This window comes from Coprobacillus sp. (assembly GCF_984815275.1).
Genome location: NZ_CFJNYH010000036.1, coordinates 12,769 through 30,392, shown reverse-complemented (window position 1 = coordinate 30,392; position 17,624 = coordinate 12,769). Strand labels below are relative to the sequence as shown.

Annotated in this window: 13 protein-coding genes and 2 tRNA genes; 13 read left to right on the top strand and 2 right to left on the bottom strand. The window is 31.0% G+C overall.

Annotated elements, in window-relative coordinates; translation table 11 throughout:
* From AC5M21_RS12455 to AC5M21_RS12420, 8 genes are all read left to right on the top strand, one after another.
* On the top strand, positions 1-338 hold a 338-nt coding region (locus AC5M21_RS12455), incomplete at its 5' end, for a substrate-binding domain-containing protein (protein WP_493531502.1).
* Positions 339-454: 116 nt separating this feature from the next.
* The gene (locus tag AC5M21_RS12450) at positions 455-5,965 is read left to right on the top strand and encodes a discoidin domain-containing protein (protein WP_493531501.1); all 5,511 of its coding nucleotides are present in this window, start codon (positions 455-457) and stop codon (positions 5,963-5,965) included.
* A gap of 104 nt (positions 5,966-6,069) precedes the next feature.
* Complete coding sequence (locus AC5M21_RS12445) at positions 6,070-6,624, top strand: beta-class carbonic anhydrase (RefSeq protein WP_054325614.1); 555 nt, start codon at positions 6,070-6,072, stop codon at positions 6,622-6,624.
* Between the two features lie 139 nt (positions 6,625-6,763).
* Positions 6,764-7,945 carry a PTS sugar transporter subunit IIC gene (locus AC5M21_RS12440; protein ID WP_236916424.1) on the top strand — a complete coding sequence of 394 codons (1,182 nt, stop codon included), beginning with the start codon at positions 6,764-6,766 and terminating at the stop codon, positions 7,943-7,945.
* A gap of 50 nt (positions 7,946-7,995) precedes the next feature.
* Positions 7,996-9,273, top strand: a complete 1,278-nt coding sequence (locus tag AC5M21_RS12435; RefSeq protein ID WP_236916425.1) for a 6-phospho-beta-glucosidase — start codon at positions 7,996-7,998, stop codon at positions 9,271-9,273.
* Position 9,274: 1 nt separating this feature from the next.
* Positions 9,275-9,925 carry an SIS domain-containing protein gene (locus tag AC5M21_RS12430; protein WP_236916426.1) on the top strand — a complete coding sequence of 217 codons (651 nt, stop codon included), beginning with the start codon at positions 9,275-9,277 and terminating at the stop codon, positions 9,923-9,925.
* Positions 9,882-10,307 (top strand): phosphoheptose isomerase family protein, encoded by a 426-nt coding sequence (locus tag AC5M21_RS12425; RefSeq protein ID WP_236916427.1) that lies wholly within the window; start codon positions 9,882-9,884, stop codon positions 10,305-10,307. Before AC5M21_RS12430 ends, AC5M21_RS12425 begins: the two co-directional genes overlap by 44 nt.
* A gap of 91 nt (positions 10,308-10,398) precedes the next feature.
* Positions 10,399-12,246 (top strand): BglG family transcription antiterminator, encoded by a 1,848-nt coding sequence (locus tag AC5M21_RS12420; RefSeq protein ID WP_054690126.1) that lies wholly within the window; start codon positions 10,399-10,401, stop codon positions 12,244-12,246.
* Positions 12,247-12,279: 33 nt separating this feature from the next.
* On the opposite strand, the gene gltX is transcribed toward AC5M21_RS12420, so the two are convergent.
* Positions 12,280-13,686: a glutamate--tRNA ligase gene (gltX, locus tag AC5M21_RS12415; protein ID WP_008787490.1), complete on the bottom strand. Its 1,407-nt coding sequence runs from the start codon at positions 13,684-13,686 to the stop codon at positions 12,280-12,282.
* Between the two features lie 54 nt (positions 13,687-13,740).
* Between gltX and AC5M21_RS12410 the strand changes: the two genes are divergently transcribed.
* From AC5M21_RS12410 to prfH, 4 genes are all read left to right on the top strand, one after another.
* A tRNA-Gln gene (locus AC5M21_RS12410) sits at positions 13,741-13,816 on the top strand.
* Between the two features lie 321 nt (positions 13,817-14,137).
* Positions 14,138-14,365: a hypothetical protein gene (locus tag AC5M21_RS12405; RefSeq protein WP_008787491.1), complete on the top strand. Its 228-nt coding sequence runs from the start codon at positions 14,138-14,140 to the stop codon at positions 14,363-14,365.
* Positions 14,366-14,608: 243 nt separating this feature from the next.
* Positions 14,609-15,625, top strand: a complete 1,017-nt coding sequence (locus AC5M21_RS12400) for an RtcB family protein (protein WP_008787492.1) — start codon at positions 14,609-14,611, stop codon at positions 15,623-15,625.
* Positions 15,619-16,206: a peptide chain release factor H gene (gene prfH / locus AC5M21_RS12395; protein ID WP_008787493.1), complete on the top strand. Its 588-nt coding sequence runs from the start codon at positions 15,619-15,621 to the stop codon at positions 16,204-16,206. Before AC5M21_RS12400 ends, prfH begins: the two co-directional genes overlap by 7 nt.
* A 44-nt stretch (positions 16,207-16,250) precedes the next feature.
* Here prfH and AC5M21_RS12390 read toward each other — a convergent pair.
* Positions 16,251-16,326 (bottom strand) — tRNA-Glu (locus AC5M21_RS12390).
* Between the two features lie 144 nt (positions 16,327-16,470).
* Between AC5M21_RS12390 and AC5M21_RS12385 the strand changes: the two genes are divergently transcribed.
* Positions 16,471-17,559, top strand: a complete 1,089-nt coding sequence (locus tag AC5M21_RS12385; protein WP_302280752.1) for a helix-turn-helix domain-containing protein — start codon at positions 16,471-16,473, stop codon at positions 17,557-17,559.
* The last annotated feature ends 65 nt before the right edge of the window (positions 17,560-17,624 follow it).

Sequence of the window (17,624 nt, the reverse complement as noted above, 5' to 3'; positions counted from 1 at the left end):
TTTTAGCAAATGAAATTACTGAAATTGTGAAAATACTGAAATCTAAAAAATTACCAGAAGTTTTAATTTGTGCGAATGATTCAAATGCTTTTGCAGTGATTTCTGCATTAAAAGATATGGGATTGAAAATTCCTGAAGATATTGGAGTGACGGGATTTGATGATACACCCCTTTGTGAAAAAGCAAATCCACAAATCACAACTGTGCAAGTACAAAAAGAATTAATGGGGCAAGTGGCTGTCTCTAACTTGATGGATCGAATTCATCGTAAGGAGAATACTCCGATGACACAACTATTAAGTGTAAAGATTGTCGAAAGAGCATCTTTAAAGTTGTAATGACTTTAAAAATGTTCTTTTTTAATGCAATTCAAGTAATTGTGAATTGAAATTCAAGTAAAAGTAAATAAAAATAGGATTATAAAGTAAGCGCTTTATAATTGGAGGGAAGGGAAATGACAAAAAAATTAAGTAAAATCATTTTAGCGATGACATTATTTTTAAGTCTTATTTTTGGACAAGGGAATACTGTCCAAGCGGCTAGTCAAACTGTTTTAACTGGTCAGGAAGCCATCGCAACAATCAAGACAAGACTTAAAGATTATTTTTTAGAACTTGATACAATTGATGATGGCTCAAAAGTAGAAACATGCTATGTAAGTAAAGCAGAAGATTATTTAAAGCTTATTCAAGAAGATGGCAGTTTTGCAGATGTTGATTATGATGCGCATAACAATGCAGCCAATGGAGCAGCATGGTCGCCTTATCTTGCATTAGATAGATTACAGGCAATTGCGATTGCTTATCATAAAGAAGGAAATTCTTTATATCATAGTGATGCTGCTAAAAATGGTCTTGATAAAGCTATCAAAAATTGGGTAACACATGGAAAGAGAAATGGTAAACCTGATGGACCATATTCTTCAAACTGGTGGGAAAATGAAGTTGGTGTTCAACTCCGTTTCTCAAGAATTGGTTTGTTTATGGAAGATATTATGAGTGATGAAGCGTTTAATATTATTTTAACAAAGTTAGTTGAAAAAACACCTGTTAAATACGGAACAGGTCAAAATAATTTATGGTTTGATCAAAATCATGTTTATCATGCTTTATTGACAAAGAATGAAACACGTTTAAAAGAAATGGTTGATGATTACTTAAATTATTGTTTATCTACACAATTAGATGATAAGACTGCTGAAGCAGTACAGATTGACAATAGTTTCTATATGCATGGAAAACAGTTTTATTCTAATGGATATGGAATGTCAATGTTTAGAGATATGAGTTTTTGGATTTATATATTGCGTGAAACACAATTCTCAATTGGACAGGAAGTTGTTACAAGAATGGGCAATTATATGCTTAATGGAACAAGCTGGACAATTAGAGGTGATATTATTGAATTGTATTTAGGATATCGTCCATATAAGTTTGATGTTGGTTATCAAAATTATGCTGAAGAATATATTGAACCTTTAAAAAGAATGATTACTGCTGATCCAAGTAGAGCAAATGAATATCAGAAGGTTTTGAATAACATTCAAAATCCAACTGAATCTAATGGTAAAAATGGTAATTATTATATGTGGCGTTCTGGATATGGAGCACATATGAAAGATGGCTATGGAGTCAATATTAAAATGGATTCTAAGAGTGTCATTGGTGGAGAATGGCGTGGTAGCTGGTCAGGACAACCTGATGGTGGAAATCTCATTTACTGGAGTTCTTCAGCATCATCAACAGTAACAGTAGATGGTGATGAATATACATCAGTTTATCCAACTTTTGATTGGGCACATACACCAGGAACTACAACTCCAAATAGAATACCACCTGATTATACCAATTCAGGAAGATTAACAAATGGATCAACACATATGATTGGTGCTTCTAATGGTCAATACGGAAGTATATCTTATGTGATGAATAAAAAAGAAACTCAGGCAACAAAAAGTTATTTCTTCTTTGATGATGAGTTTGTAGCATTGGGAGCTGGAATTAATTCTAAAGAATCAACAGCGATTCATACAACATTGAACCAAAGTAAAGCTAATCAAGTCACAGTGGATGGACAAACAGTTCCAACTGGTACAAAAGCAGGAAGTTATACAGGAAAATGGATTCATAATGATAAGATTGGATATATTTTCCCTAAAGAAACAGCATTTAAAGTAAGCAATAGACTTCAAAAAGATAATCCATCTTTATGGAAGGAAGCAGAAAAGGAAGCAACTCCAGAAACATTTACAGCATGGGTAGACCATGGTGTAAAACCAGTTGATGAAAGTTATGAATATATTGTTTTACCTAATAAAACAACTGGAGAAGTTGATACTTATTCAAAGAATATCCCTATTGATATTTTGGCAAATACGAAGGATATTCAAGCAGTTCGTCATAAAGATCTTAATATTACACAAATTAATTTCTATAAGGCTGGATCTTTAGAGTATAAAGATGGTTATACAGTCAGTGTAGATAAAGCTTGTAACATTATTATTGACGAATCTAATGGAACAAGAAAAATAACAGTTGCAGTTAATGATACTGAAGATAGTAAAGTAGTTAATGTTGATTTTTTTTATGAAGGTCAAGAAACAACAACGAAGTTTGTTTCAAAAGGTTTACCATATGCAGGACAACCAATCACATTAACTGAAGGTCAGGATGATCGTTATTTAGCGAGCAGTTCAACAACTGGACATCCAGTTAAAAATGTTATAGATGGTAATGAATCAACATATTGGGAAAGTCAAGGAAGTAGTGATGAATGGATTTCTATATTCGCTGGATCAGGTAAATATATCAATAGTATTGATGTTGTATGGGGTGATAATTATGCAACTCAGTATGATGTTTATGGTTCAAGTGATGGTATAAATTATAAAAAAATTAAATCTATAACAGATGGTCAGGGAAATACAGAAAATATAACTATTGGTGGTCTTTATAAATATATAAAGGTTGCTATGAAGAATAGTCATGGAAGTCATTATCAAGTTAAGGAAGTGAAATTCCACGATTCTCAATTACTTTCACTTAATAAAACTGTTGAGGTAAGTTCTACTTCTACCAATGATCCAGGAAATGTAAAGGAAAATGCAGTCGATGGAAATACCAATACGAGATGGTCTTCACTGAGAAAGGAATCTGGATTTGATAAGCAAGAGGAATGGATTAGTGTAGATTTGGGTAGAAAAGCGCGTATTGATGCGATAGAAGTATTATGGGAAAGTGCATGTTCTAATGATTTTACAATTGAAGTTTCTAATGATAATGAAACATGGACAACTGTTCAACAAAATTTAAAACCTGATTCATCATTAAACAATCAAATTGTTTTAGATAAGTCTGTAGAAGGCAGATATGTACGTATTCATTCATATGCTTCTGCATCGAAATATGGAATTAGTATTTTTGAACTAAGTATTTATGGTCAAAATTTGAGTCGAAATATTGCTTTGAATAAAACAGCGGATAGTAGTTCGGATTATAAATCTGACACGGTGGTTGCAAAAGCAGTAGATGGTAATACACAATCGAAATGGTCATCAGGAAGAAAAGACCCTGGGTATGAGACTCAAGAAGAATGGATGAGTGTTGACTTAGGACAAATTTCATATATTGATGGTGTGAAAATTGATTGGGAAAGTGGATGTTCAGAGAATTATAGTATTGAAGTTTCTAATGATAATGAAAATTGGACAACTGTTAAAGAAAGATTGAAATCAAATACTGTCGCAGCAAGTGATAAACATTTTATTGATAATGTTATGTTTGATGAGACTTTAGAAGCAAGATATATTAAAATTCATTCCTATTTTTCTAGAACTAAATATGGTATTAATATTTGGGAATTAGATGTTTTAGGTGAAGTAAAAGATATACAAGAGCCAGATGTTGAAGAAGAAATTAATATTGCATTGAATAAAACTTCAAAGGCAAGTTCAGAATATTTGGATACTAAAGATGGTAATAAGGTTTATTATTCATCATTAGCATTTGATGGAAATTATGATAAAGTTGGTTCTAAACAATCAAGATGGGCATCTAATAGAAAGACAAATGATGAATGGATTTATGTTGATCTTACAGACACATATAATATTTCAAAGATTGTCTTAGATTGGGAAGAAGCTTGTGGAAAAGACTATGATTTACAAGTTTCATTAGATGGTGAAACATGGACCACTATTACCAAGGTGAGAGATAATAGTGCTCCTAAAGGTTCAAAACATAACGTGAGAGAATATCTTTATGAAGAAGATATTTATGCAAGATATGTCAGAATGCAAGGGATTGCTCCAGCAGGAGAGTATGGTTATTCACTATGGGAGTTTGAGGTATATGGTGATTTAGTAAAACTTGAAGATGTTAATATTGCTTTAAATAAGCCATCAACAGCCAGTAGTGAACGTAAGAATCCAGTCACAGGATTTGTATTAGAATCAAAATATGCATTTGATGGAAGTACTGAAAATAGAGGAGATAATTTCCAATCAAGATGGGTTTCAACAACAAGAAAAGATAACCCAGGTGTCAATGTTGATTCACAATATATTCAAGTTGATTTAGAGGATGTCTATAATATTTCTAAAGTTGTGCTCAATTGGGAAGGTGCCTGTGGAAAAGAATATAAGATTCAGGTTTCTGATGATGGTCAAACATGGACAGATATCAGTCATGTCACTGATGGAAAAGCTGGTATCAAGGAATTCACATATGAGAATTCAGCAGTTGGGCGCTATGTGAGAATGCTAGGTATTGTGCCAGTTGGTCAGTATGGATACTCACTTTGGGAATTTGAGGTTTATGGTCTCACACTTAAGTCAGAACTCAAAGAATATTATGATGAAAATAAAGATATTGATGTCTCTAAATATACACCAAAGAGTATATCTGCATATCGTGATGCCTTAGACCATGTGGTTGAAGTCTATAAGAATAAAGATGCAACATCTTCACAGATTATAGATGCTAAACAACAATTGAAAGATGCAATTGATGGATTAACATTAAAGGCAGATAAGAAAGCACTTGAAAATATTATTAAGAAAGCTAATGATATATCTACTGATGTCTATACAGAAAAGACAGTCAAAGTCTTGAATGAAGCGTTAAAAGATGCAAAGAATGTTTATGCTGATGAAAATGCAACACAAAAACAAGTGACAACAGCAGTTTCAGGTTTACAGAAGGCTATTGATGGATTGGTGAAGAAAGCCAATAAAGATGCATTGATCAAGGAAATCAAGAAAGCCGAAGCGATAGATAAGAATCAGTATACAAAAGAAACAGTCAAAGAGCTTGAAGCCGCATTAAAGAAGGCTAATGACATCAATAAAAATGTCAATGTTTCACAGAGTGAAGTTGATAAAGCTGTGAAATCATTACAGGCAGCAATCAAGGGATTAGAGAAGAAAGATGATCCAGTAATCAATGTACCAGATGAAGATAAAGTTATCACAGTCCATAACAACAATAAGGATGTCACAGTAAAAGGACAGTTACCAAGAGATATTCAATTGATAGCTGAAGTGTTAGATGACAAGCAAATTGAAGAATTGATGAAAAAGATTGAGAAGCAAAACTCAGAATTCTTACAAACTGCTCAAATAGAAAGACTCTATGACATGAAATTCCTGTTAAATGAGGAAGTCTATAGATTTCAAAAAGAAGTTGAGGTATCATTGACAATTGATGAAAGCTTGAAAGATAAGCAACTTGGAATCATCTATATAGATGAACAAGGTAACATCACAAAGATACCATCAAGAGTAGAAGGAAATAGAATTATCTTTACAGCTGAACATTTCTCAACATATGGAATTGTATCATATGGAGAAGAAAAGAAACCAGAAACAGGAGATACAACATCAGCAGGAATTTATGTAGCTATAATGATAGGAATGTTAGGGTTAGGATATGTCCTATTAAAAAAGAAAAAAGAGAATGATATTTAATATGAAAAGAAGATTTATTATTATCAGTGGATAATGATAAAATCTTCTTTTCTTATATTTTTTTGTTTTTGATAATGTTATAATACATGGCAAAGGAGAAAAAGATGATAAATGATATTTTAAAATATAACCAAATGTTTGTGAAAAACAAACTATACGAGCCTTATGAAACAACGAAATATCCAGATAAAAAATTAGCTATTGTGACATGTATGGATACACGTTTACTTGAACTGTTACCTGCTGCTCTTGGTATTAAAAATGGCGATGCAAAAATTATAAAGAATGCAGGTGGTGTTATTTCACATCCTTTTGGAAGTGCAGTGAGAAGTTTATTGATTGCTATTTATGAATTAGGTGTAGAAGATATTTTAGTGATTGGACATACGGATTGTGGAGTTCAACATATGGATAGTCAGCAGATGTTAGTAAAAATGCAAGAAAGAGGTGTATCTTCAGAGATTATCGAGACTATGAAATATTGTGGGATTGACTTTGAACAATGGTTATCAGGCTTTCTCAATGTGAGTGAATCTGTTTGGCAAAGTGTACAATTATTACAGGAACATCCATTAATTCCATGTGATGTGAATATTTATGGATATGTTATGGATTCTGTGACAGGTGAATTAAAAAGTATAAATATTGAAAATGGTTAGTTTCTATAACCATTTTTTTAGTGCAATAATTTCCACTAGGTAGAAGAAGTTTCGACTATTCATATGAAAGCGAATACATAGTATGATATGAATGTACAAGAAAAGAGATCTCATCAAAGAAAGAGAAGGAGGAAAGAATATGAATAAAATATTAAATTTTGTTGAAGAAAAACTAGCACCACCATTAAATAAAATGGCGAATCAGCATCATTTGAATGCTGTTAAAAATGGGATGATGGTCACTGTACCATTAACAATTATTGGAAGTCTGTTTTTGCTTGTTCCCAATATTCCAATAGATTTTATTAAATCATTTTTTGAACCTTATGCTGCTATGATTACAACTGTTAATAGTGTAACGATTGGGATTGTTGGTTTAGTAGGAGCAGCAAGTGTTGCATACTATTTTGCAGAAGGATATACAGATATAAAAATTGATGCTTTAATTACTGCCATTATTTCTGTTGCTGCTTTTCTTTTAATTACTGTGAATGAAGAGTTTGGCATCAATACAGAACTATTTGGAACAAAAGGTTTATTTACAGCCATTATTGTGGCTTTGCTAACAGGAACAATTATGCATTTTTTCCAAAAGAGAAATCTGGTTATTCATTTCCCTGATACAGTTCCTCCATTAGTATCAAAATCATTTATGTCTTTAATTCCAGCTTTAGCTGTTTTGACATTGGTGTGGATTGTGAGAGTTATATTAGGTCTAGATGTTAACCAAATCCTAATGAATTGTTTTTCACTATTTGTCTTCGCATTGAATACATTACCTGGATTCTTAGTTTTTATGTTTATTCGTTCTATGTTATGGAGTGTGGGAATCCATGGTGGGGCAGTTCTTGCTGTTGCAGATCCATTCTTCTTAACAATGTTTGGAGCAAATGCTGCGGCTTATGCTGCTGGAACATTGCCTCCATATATTACAGCTAGTGGATTTACTATGTTTGTTTTCCTGGGTGGAGGAGGAGCCACATTACCACTTGTCATGATGATGATTCGTTCTAAAGAAAAAGGATTTAGTACTCTTGGAAAATTATGTTTACCAGCCAGTTTATTTGAAATTAATGAGCCTGTTGTCTTTGGGGTTCCTCTTGTTATGAATCCATATATGATGATTCCTTATACACTTACAACATTAACGTTATCTGCAGGAACTTATTTATTAATGATGCTGAATATTATTGGGAGACCAGTTGCTAATATTCCTTGGACAATTCCACCTATTTTTTCTCATTATTTCGTCACTGGTGGAAATATTCCTGCATATACTCTCGTTAATCATTGCTGGTGCTATTTATTACCTATTCTTTAAAGCGATGGAAAGACAACGTTTATCAGGTGAATTAAGTGGAGGTATGAATGATGAATAAAAATTTAAAAATTGCGATTGTTGGAGCTGGGAGTTCTTATACTCCTGAATTAATTGAGGGATTGTCTCAACATCGAAAAACATTACCAGTAAAAGAGATAGTTTTGTTAGATATTAATGAAGAAAGACTAGGCATTATGGAAGGTTTTGTTAAACGTTATATTCAACATCTCAATTATGATGTGAAGGTTTGGAGTACAACATCAAGAGAAGAAGCCTTTACAGGAGCAGATTTTATTTCAACACAAATTCGTGTGGGTGGAAATAAAGCACGTATTAATGATGAGAAGATTCCTTTAAAGTATGGTTTGATTGGTCAAGAAACAACAGGAGTAGGCGGTATGTTTAATGCATTGAGAGTCATTCCAGTCATGATTGAAATTGCTAAGGATGTAGAAAAGTATTGTCCAGATGCATGGATTATTAATTACTCAAATCCAACAGGTTTAGTGACTGAAGCATTAAATAAGATCTGCAATGTTAAAATTGCTGGATTATGTGCTGGTGGAATAAGACCAAGATGGTGGGCATCTGAGGCATTGGATGTGCCAGAAGAAAAAATTTATTATGATTATTTAGGTTTAAATCATATGAATTTCACATATCATATGACAATTGATGGAAGACCAATCACAGATGAAGAATTTAGTCAGGTGATCAAGAAATGTACAACTGTATCTCAGGAATGGATGGAAACATTGCATCTAATACCAAGTCAGTATACACAATATTATTTCCATACCAAAGAAAGAGTACAGCAGTTAAAAGAACAGGATAAAACAAGGGGAGAAGCTATTCTAGAATTAGAAAAACAAATCTTTAGAGAATATGCTGATGAGTCTAATAATGATAAACCAAAGACATTAGCCAAACGAGGTGGAGGAGGATATTCCAAAGTCGCTATTGGTGTCATGGATGCCATTTATAATGATACTGGGAAATGGATGGTTATCAATGTTGCGAATAATGGGACAGTCCGTTTCTTAGATGATGATGCAGTTATTGAGACAGCATGTTATGTCAGTAAAAATGGTATGCAGCCATTAACCATTCCTGATTATCCTAAGGCTGTTGTTGGATTAATCAGTGCAGTGAAAACATATGAATCATTAGCAGTAGAAGCAGCGATTACGGGTAATAAAGATATTGCATTACAAGCATTAGTGGCTCATCCATTAGTCAGAGATTATGATATTGCTAAACCATTATTAGAGGAGATGCTGGAAGCACATCGAGATTATCTTCCACAATTTTATAAAAATGGAAAATAAGATGTGGACATATATTGATGAACAAAAGGATGTATTAACAAATATCCTCAATCAAGAAGAAAAGATTCTATCTTCTCTTCCTGATGCATTCATTAATAAAAAAGAAATTATCATTACAGCCTCAGGGTCATCCCTCAATGCAGCAATGCTAGTGAAAACAATGTTAGAAAAGGAAATAGGTTGTTTGATTCAAGTAGAAACACCATTTCAATTAAGATATTATTCACCATTGTTACATCTTCCCCATAAGCATAAATTACTCATTGTTTTATCCCAAACAGGTAAAAGTATCGGAACATTAGAATGCTTACAAATCGCTAAAAATAACTATATTCCTACAATTGCCATTACAGCAGATAATAAGAGTCCAATTGCCATTCAAGCTGATACACATATCAATATGCCATGTGGTAAAGAACCTGTTGGTCCAAAAACAAAAGGATTTACTGCCACAGTCTTGACTCTTCATCTTATGATTATGAAACTTTTCCAATTATCATCACAGTCCATAATCAAAGAATATCATCAAAGCATAAATGAACTCCCTCAAAATATACAACATGCAAAAAAATGGTGTGAAGAACATAATGAATGGGAGAGCAAAAGCAATGAGTATTGTTGGATTTGGAATCAATTATCCAACTGCACGTGAAGGGACACTGAAAATATTAGAGACTATGCAAATTCCTGTAATGAATTTTGATATGGAAGAATTTATGCATGGTCCACATCGTACAATTGTAAATCATTCATATTTGATTATGGTAGAAACAAAAGGTGCTGGAGAAGTCTTAATGAAAAATCTGATTCATTTTGCGAAATCAAAAACAGAAAATCATCTTATCATTTCTACACTCCAAGAAGCCAATCAGCAAACAATTCATATTGGTGAATATCCTATGACTTCATCTTGGTTAAATATTGTTGTCATATTCCAAGTTATATGTACATATTTACCAGAAATCAATGGTATGAATTCATCTGATCCTATTTATGGAGATTTTGTAACAACAGCAGGAACACGTATTGCTTAAATCAGTTTATTAAAACTGATTTCTTTTCACTTGCATCCATAATTTATCTCACTTTATAATATAAAAAAGATGAAAGAAAGGGGTGAAACATATGTCCAATTCAATGACAAAAAGGCAACAACGTATTTTCTTATTATTTCTTGATGGTTTAGAATGTTTGACAAGTCAGAAGTTATCTTTACTTTTAAATGTAAGTAAAAAAACAATCCAAAATGATATTAAAATCTTAAATCAAATGATTAAAGATTTTGCAGAAATACAATCTATACCCTCAAAAGGATATCAATTAAGGATTTATAATGATGAGTTATTGAATCAATTTCAAGAAACTTTTCGTCATGAATGGAGTGACTTTGTTCCTTCTAATCCCTTAGAAAGAGCGTATTATATTTTAGGCTTAATGTTAAAGAATCAAGATTTTATTAAGATTGATGATTTATCTGAATTATTATATATAGAAAGAACATCTATCAGTCGAAGTGTGAAAATTATGCGAGAATGTTTAGAAGTATATGGCTTAGAAATTATTCAAAAAACTGGTAGAGGATTAAAAATTATTGGTAATGAATTTAGATATAGACAATGCATGGCTGAATATATTTATCATAAACCAGATATATTAGTAACAAAAATTGGTAAAAATCAAAAGTTTATGAATGCTTTAAAAGAACTTATTTTTAATGATGGAATGACCATGCCAGAACGTGTTTTTCAAAATTTTGTGATTCATATTCAAGTCCAGTTAGATCGTATAGAAAATCATTGCTTTATTGATTTTATGCAGAATGAAATTGAAAATATAGAAAATGAATATGAGTATTTGGTTGCCAAAGATGTCACTCAGCTTATTAAAAAATATTTTGGAATTGATTTTAATAGAAAAGAAACAGCTTATTTAGCTATTCATATTATTGGTAAGAAGAGTAATTCAACAAGTGCTATTGAAAGCTGTATTAATAATCAGTTGAAGAAAGAAATAGATGATATTGTTCAAAATATGTTAGAACGTGTGAATCATGTTTTTCATGTTGATTTGCATCTGGATATGTATTTAAGAAAAGCAGTTGGTATTCATATACATCCCATGGAAAATCGTTTGAAATTCAATACATATTTAAGAAATCCATTAATTGATTTTATTAAAGAAAAATATTTATTGGCATATATGATGAGTTTAGAAGCATGGAAAGCGATTGCTTTACATAATAATTATGTGAATATTGAAGATGAGATAGGTTATATTGCTATTCATTTTCAGTATGCTTTAGAAAGAAGAAAACGTAATTTATCTAAGAAAAGAGTTTTATTGGTTAATGATTATAGTATTGCAATTAGTGAATTATTGAGTTTTTCTATCTTAAAGACATATCGGGACCTTTTGGTTATTGAAAATACAATTTCAGCAAGTGAACTTGATAATTATAATTTGTTAGATTATGATTGTCTCATAACGACTGTTCCAATCATAACACAATCACATATTCCAATTATTAAAGTCAATCCAATTAGTACAGAAAAAGATTTAGAAATATTGAAAGAATATCTTCATTTTCATATTCCATATTCATTAAAAGATTTTATAAAGAGCGAAGATATATATTATATTAATGTTGAGTCTAAAGAAGAAGTCTATGGGTATATATATCATCAAGAAAAAGAGATTCAAGAAATTGAACTCTCTCATCAGATTTTAATTCATTATGTTAGAGATAATGATAACAGTCATATTGTTATTTATGTGTTAAATAAACCTATTTTATGGAAAAACAAATTTATAAAAGTAATTATTGTTTTATACATTCATATGCATAGTGAAGAGATGATAGAGTGTATACAAAGATTTTTGTCAGATCAAAGAAATATTGATATGCTTATTCAATCATCAAATCAACAAGAAATAATAAACTATATACTTCAGGAGAAAAATACCGAACCATAAAACTCTTATCCAAAATGATAAGAGTTTTATGGTTTATTGTATAACATTTTGTAAATCTATTATTGCTTGATCTATTCTTCTTGATGTTTCCTCTTTACCAAGAATATGAGCAATTTCTACAGCACCACCAGGTGTAAATGATTTGTTTGTTAATGCGACACGAACGGGCCACATAATGCGTCCATTTTTTAATTCTTTTTCTTTTGCGAGATTCACAAAGAATTCTGTCATAGCTTCATCGTTATTAAAATCATCAAAATCAGCAATTCTTTCTTTAACAAGTTCTAAAGCTTCTAAAGAATTTTCAGGATTTGTTTTCATTTTTTTATGTGTATAGATAGAGGCATCAAACGGATGTGCCTGATTGATAAAATCAATACTTTCTTCAACATCAGATAGTTTTTCTAATCTTGGTTGTAATACTTTAGACAATTCTAATAAATCAACTTTTCTTGTTATTGAGTGATAATAAGGCAATAACAATTCATGGAATTGATTAAGAGGCATTTCTCTTAAGTACATTCCATTCATCCAATTGAGTTTATCTATGTCAAAAATAGCAGGTGACTTAGAAATGTGTTCAATATTAAATTGGGCAATGAGATCATCTAAAGAAAGAATTTCTTCATCTGCTGGTGACCATCCAAGTAAAGCAATATAGTTAATAATGGCTTCTTTAAGATATCCTTTTTCTTTTAAGTCCTGATAAGAAGCATCACCATTACGTTTGCTTAATTTATGTGTTTCATCTTTATTGACTGGTGGTAGATGAATATATGTAGGAATTTCCCAATCAAAAGTTTTATAAATTAAATTATATTTTGGAGTACTAGATAAATATTCATTTCCTCTTACAACATGACTGATATTCATCAAATGATCATCAATAACATTGGCAAAGTTATATGTTGGATAACCATCACTTTTTATAAGTATTCCTTCATTTAAAGTCTTGTTTTCTACTTCAATGTGACCATAAACTTCATCATCAAATGAAGTAGTTCCTGTTGTTGGAATTGTTTGTCTAATCACATGAGAGATTCCTGCATCTAACTTATCTTGAATCTCTTGCTGTGATAAATGTAAACATGGATCTTCTCCTTCTAATTCACCTTCACAGAAACAATAGTGTGCACCACCTAAATCAATGAGTTTTTGAGCATACTCATGATAGATATCTAATCTTTGTGATTGGATATATGGACCAACACCGCCATCAATATCAGGTCCTTCATCATAATGAAGACCAGTTTCTTCCATAACTTGATAAATCAAATCAATAGCACCTTCAACTTCCCTTTGTTGATCAGTATCCTCAATTCTCAAAATAAAATCACCATGATCATGTTTTGCAATTAAATAACAGTACAAAGCAGTTCTTAGATTTCCAATATGCATATAGCCTGTAGGGCTAGGGGCAAAACGTGTTCTCATTTTCATATTCTTCTCCTTTACAACTTTAAAAAAAGGTTCTATAATAGAGTATGTGGTTATTGGGGTATAGCCAAGCGGTAAGGCATCAGACTCTGAATCTGACATTTCCTTGGTTCGAATCCAAGTACCCCAGCCAATAGAAAGCAAAGTCGTGAAAGCGACTTTTTTAGTTTTTATCTCTATTTGTCCTTTCTATATATTACCATTTATAGAGTTTTTTTCAATAGTCTTATTATAGAATAATAATCATAGATAATGTTATTTACAAATCGATAATAAATCATGAATATATCTTATAGATTAAATTTCCTGATAAAAGTGGATTCACTAGGCTATAAAAATCAGAAATTTTAGCAGTTATCGATGATTCGATGAATAAAAAAGTTTTGCTGTACCAATTATCTGTTAGGGTCTCTATGATGGTTTCTTTATAGAATATGGTAATGAACGCTTTGGTTTGTTTGAGTCATGGGCAAGATTAAAAAGAACTCATGTGACTTTTGTTGTAGAATTGATTTCTACTAAGACTCTATTTTTAGAAATTCATAATGGAGCAAAGACAAAATATCTTGGAGCTAAAGTATTTGTTGGTAAATACATTATATCATCCCCTGAATGTTGTTTTGCATCAGTAGAAGAAAATTGTATTGATGAAGAAATAAACTGGCAGAAGATTATTTTCTGAGTCTCATCTTAGGATTTTTTTATGTTTAAGCATTGTATGAAAATAAACCAATATTTACATGAAGAAGAAAATATGATATACTTATTTCAATTGAGGAAGGACGTGATGGCTATGTTAAGAAATCATAATCAAAATAGAATAAATAAAATAAAAGTAGTCAATCACAAGTGTATGATTTTAACAGCACAGTAAATAACTACTGTGTTTTCTTATACTCTTGTAATCATTGACACAGGAGGAAAAATGGGAATAAAAATAATAAAAAATAACAAGTTATGGATGGAAGATGAAGCTATTCATCAACTTGAAAATATTGCTTCTTTTGAAGGTGTATATGATATTGCTGGATTACCGGATTTACATCCAGGAAAGACACCAATTGGAGCAACGATTTGTAGTCAACATAGAATATATCCGTTTTTGATTGGAAATGATATAGGATGTGGTATGTCCTTATTTGATACCAATATCAAGTTAAAGAAAATGCATATTGATAAAGTCTTAAAAAGATTAGAACATACAAATCTTGTTGGAAAATATTCTATTGGAGGAGGTAATCATTTTGCAGAAATTCAATTAATAGATAAGATTTATAATCAAGAATTTGCTAATCATTTATCACTTGAAAAAAGTCATGTTTATTTACTTATTCATAGTGGTTCAAGAACTATGGGAGAAGAGATATACCGCCAATATAGCTCAATTCATGGTTTAATAGAAGGGACTGAAGAGTTTTATAATTATCTTCTAAAGCACAATAGTGCAGTTCTATATGCAAAAGAAAATAGACAAGAAGTGGCTAATGACTTTATGAAATTAATTCATATTCAATATAAAAATCAATTGTGTATTGATTGTACGCATAATTATTTAGAAATTATTGATGGTAACTATTATCATCATAAGGGAAGTGTTTCTGCACTTGAAAATGAGTATGCTATTATTGCAGGGTCAAGAGGAAGTTATTCGTATATTGTCAAATGTATACCACAATCTGATACACTTTTTTCGATTTCACATGGAGCAGGTAGAAAATGGGCAAGAAGCCTTTGTAAAGGGAGACTTGAAAACAAATACAAGAAAGATGAGCTTAAAAAATCTAAATTAGGAAGCACAGTTGTCACTCATCATAAATCACTTTTATATGAAGAAGCAACCGAAGCATATAAGAATATTGATGATGTTATAAATACACTTTTAGAATATCAATGTATAGAATTAGTTGTCCGACTTAAGCCTATGGTGACTTATAAATGTTAATTCAGATAAATAGTGGTCAAGGACCAAAAGAATGCGAATATGCGTGTTATATGCTTTATCAAGAACTATTAAAAGAATATTCATCATTAGAAGTGGTTTCAAGGTATGTGAGTGATCAAAAATGTTTGAAAAGTATAACGTTCTCTATTCATGAAGATTTATCTTATTTAGAAGGGACAGTACAGTGGATATGTCAAAGTCCTTTTCGACCACATCATAAAAGAAGGAATTGGTTCGTAGATATATCAATAATAAAGGAAGAATTAAAAATAGAAAATGTAGAGGATATAAAATTTGAAACTTTTAGAAGTTCTGGTAAAGGCGGACAGAACGTCAACAAAGTCTCTACTGCCATAAGAGCTATTCATATACCAACAGGGATATCTGTTGTAGCAATGGATCAAAGAAGTCAATTACAAAACAAAAAGATTGCTTATTTAAGATTGATGGAAAAAATAAATCAAGTGAATTCATCTCACCATAAAAGAATAGACTATCTGAATTGGAATAAACACAATCAAATAGTCAGAGGAAACCCTATCAGAGTTTATAGTGGTATGAAATTTAAAAGAATAAAGTAAAAAAAGGGGCTATAACAATTTGTTACAGCCCCTTATGCATTATTTGGTAGTCCGTACGGGGTTCGAACCCGTGAATGCTAGGATGAGAACCTAGTGTGTTGACCGCTTCACCAACGGACCATATTATAAGTATAGCACTTTACAAGATTGTGTAAAGAGACTTTTTTTATTTTTTTGAATTGTTAAGTTAAATAGCAAAATGTTAATGAAAATTGATAGACTATTTCATAGGATGCTGTAAACGAGAGTTGAGGAGGGGTTGATATGAGTATTGGAAAAAAGCTTTTATATTTAAGACAACAAAGAGGGCTTTCTCAAGAAGAGTTAGCAAGTGCTTTACACGTTTCTCGACAAACGATTTCAAAATGGGAATCAGATTTAAGTTTACCTGATATGAAAATGATGTTATCGATAAGTCAATTTTATGATGTTTCAGTTACAGAACTTTTAGGTGTAGACGAAAAAGAAAATTCTCAGGAGTCAATTGAACATATATATGAACAAACAAAAGTGGTGTTAGATAAATTAACAAAAGAAACTCAAAAGAGAAGAACAAGAGATTGGATTATTATTGGAACATGTATATCGAGTATTGTTATTATGTGTATGTTTTTTTGGCTGATTTATTTTAAGCCAGAGACTCAATATATTGTTAACAATCCTTCCATACCTGTATCAGAACCAGAAACACTTATAGATATAGCTAATTCTTCCTTACAGGTTGAAAAATATGATTTGAGTCATCTTTTGATATACGTTAACTGTATATGTGTATTAAAAGAGTATACTGAGCAAACTAAAGTACAGTTTGGATTTATAGATGAGAATAATAAAGAATATATATTTGAAGCATCTCATAATGAAGGAAATCGTTTTATATTTAATGATAAAATTCCATTTGTCAATTATCAAGATATAAAGGTTTATATTGATAATGGAAAAACAAAAAAAGTTGATTCTTTTTATCAAGCAGATTATATGTATTTAAGTCGTTTCCTACAAGATTATGTGAGTGTTTATCTGCCTCAAGATGGTCAATGGAATTTAATGGCTGATTGTATTGAGTTTGATATCAAGCCTTATTATCAGGAAGAAAAAATAAAATATGAAGGCAAAATGGCAGGTGAATTGCATCTTAAAGTAACTTCAATAAACAATAATAAGAATGAAGTTTTATTGAATCAAAAAATACCATTAAGTGAGAAGAGATTATTGAAGTTAAGTCGAAAAATTAAAAATAAAGAGGAAATTGTATTTGATATTGAAACTATTATTGATGGACAAACTTATTTTCTTTATTCACAAATTAAGGAAATAAGATATGGGTCATCTATGGGATATACTATTTATTAAACTCTCACTTTGAGAGTTTTTATTTATTTACTTGTTCCATGAGGAACAAGTATGTATAATAAGAA

What these genes read in the sequence shown, in the direction of transcription:
- AC5M21_RS12425 (WP_236916427.1), top strand. Translation starts at nt 9,882, where the DNA reads ATGAGTATTGTTGGATTTGGAATCAATTATCCAACTGCACGTGAAGGG.
- AC5M21_RS12430 (WP_236916426.1), top strand. Translation starts at nt 9,275, where the DNA reads ATGTGGACATATATTGATGAACAAAAGGATGTATTAACAAATATCCTC.
- AC5M21_RS12450 (WP_493531501.1), top strand. Translation starts at nt 455, where the DNA reads ATGACAAAAAAATTAAGTAAAATCATTTTAGCGATGACATTATTTTTA.
- AC5M21_RS12445 (WP_054325614.1), top strand. Translation starts at nt 6,070, where the DNA reads ATGATAAATGATATTTTAAAATATAACCAAATGTTTGTGAAAAACAAA.
- AC5M21_RS12440 (WP_236916424.1), top strand. Translation starts at nt 6,764, where the DNA reads ATGAATAAAATATTAAATTTTGTTGAAGAAAAACTAGCACCACCATTA.
- AC5M21_RS12435 (WP_236916425.1), top strand. Translation starts at nt 7,996, where the DNA reads ATGAATAAAAATTTAAAAATTGCGATTGTTGGAGCTGGGAGTTCTTAT.
- AC5M21_RS12400 (WP_008787492.1), top strand. Translation starts at nt 14,609, where the DNA reads ATGGGAATAAAAATAATAAAAAATAACAAGTTATGGATGGAAGATGAA.
- gltX (WP_008787490.1), bottom strand. Translation starts at nt 13,686, where the DNA reads ATGAAAATGAGAACACGTTTTGCCCCTAGCCCTACAGGCTATATGCAT.
- AC5M21_RS12420 (WP_054690126.1), top strand. Translation starts at nt 10,399, where the DNA reads ATGTCCAATTCAATGACAAAAAGGCAACAACGTATTTTCTTATTATTT.
- AC5M21_RS12385 (WP_302280752.1), top strand. Translation starts at nt 16,471, where the DNA reads ATGAGTATTGGAAAAAAGCTTTTATATTTAAGACAACAAAGAGGGCTT.
- prfH (WP_008787493.1), top strand. Translation starts at nt 15,619, where the DNA reads ATGTTAATTCAGATAAATAGTGGTCAAGGACCAAAAGAATGCGAATAT.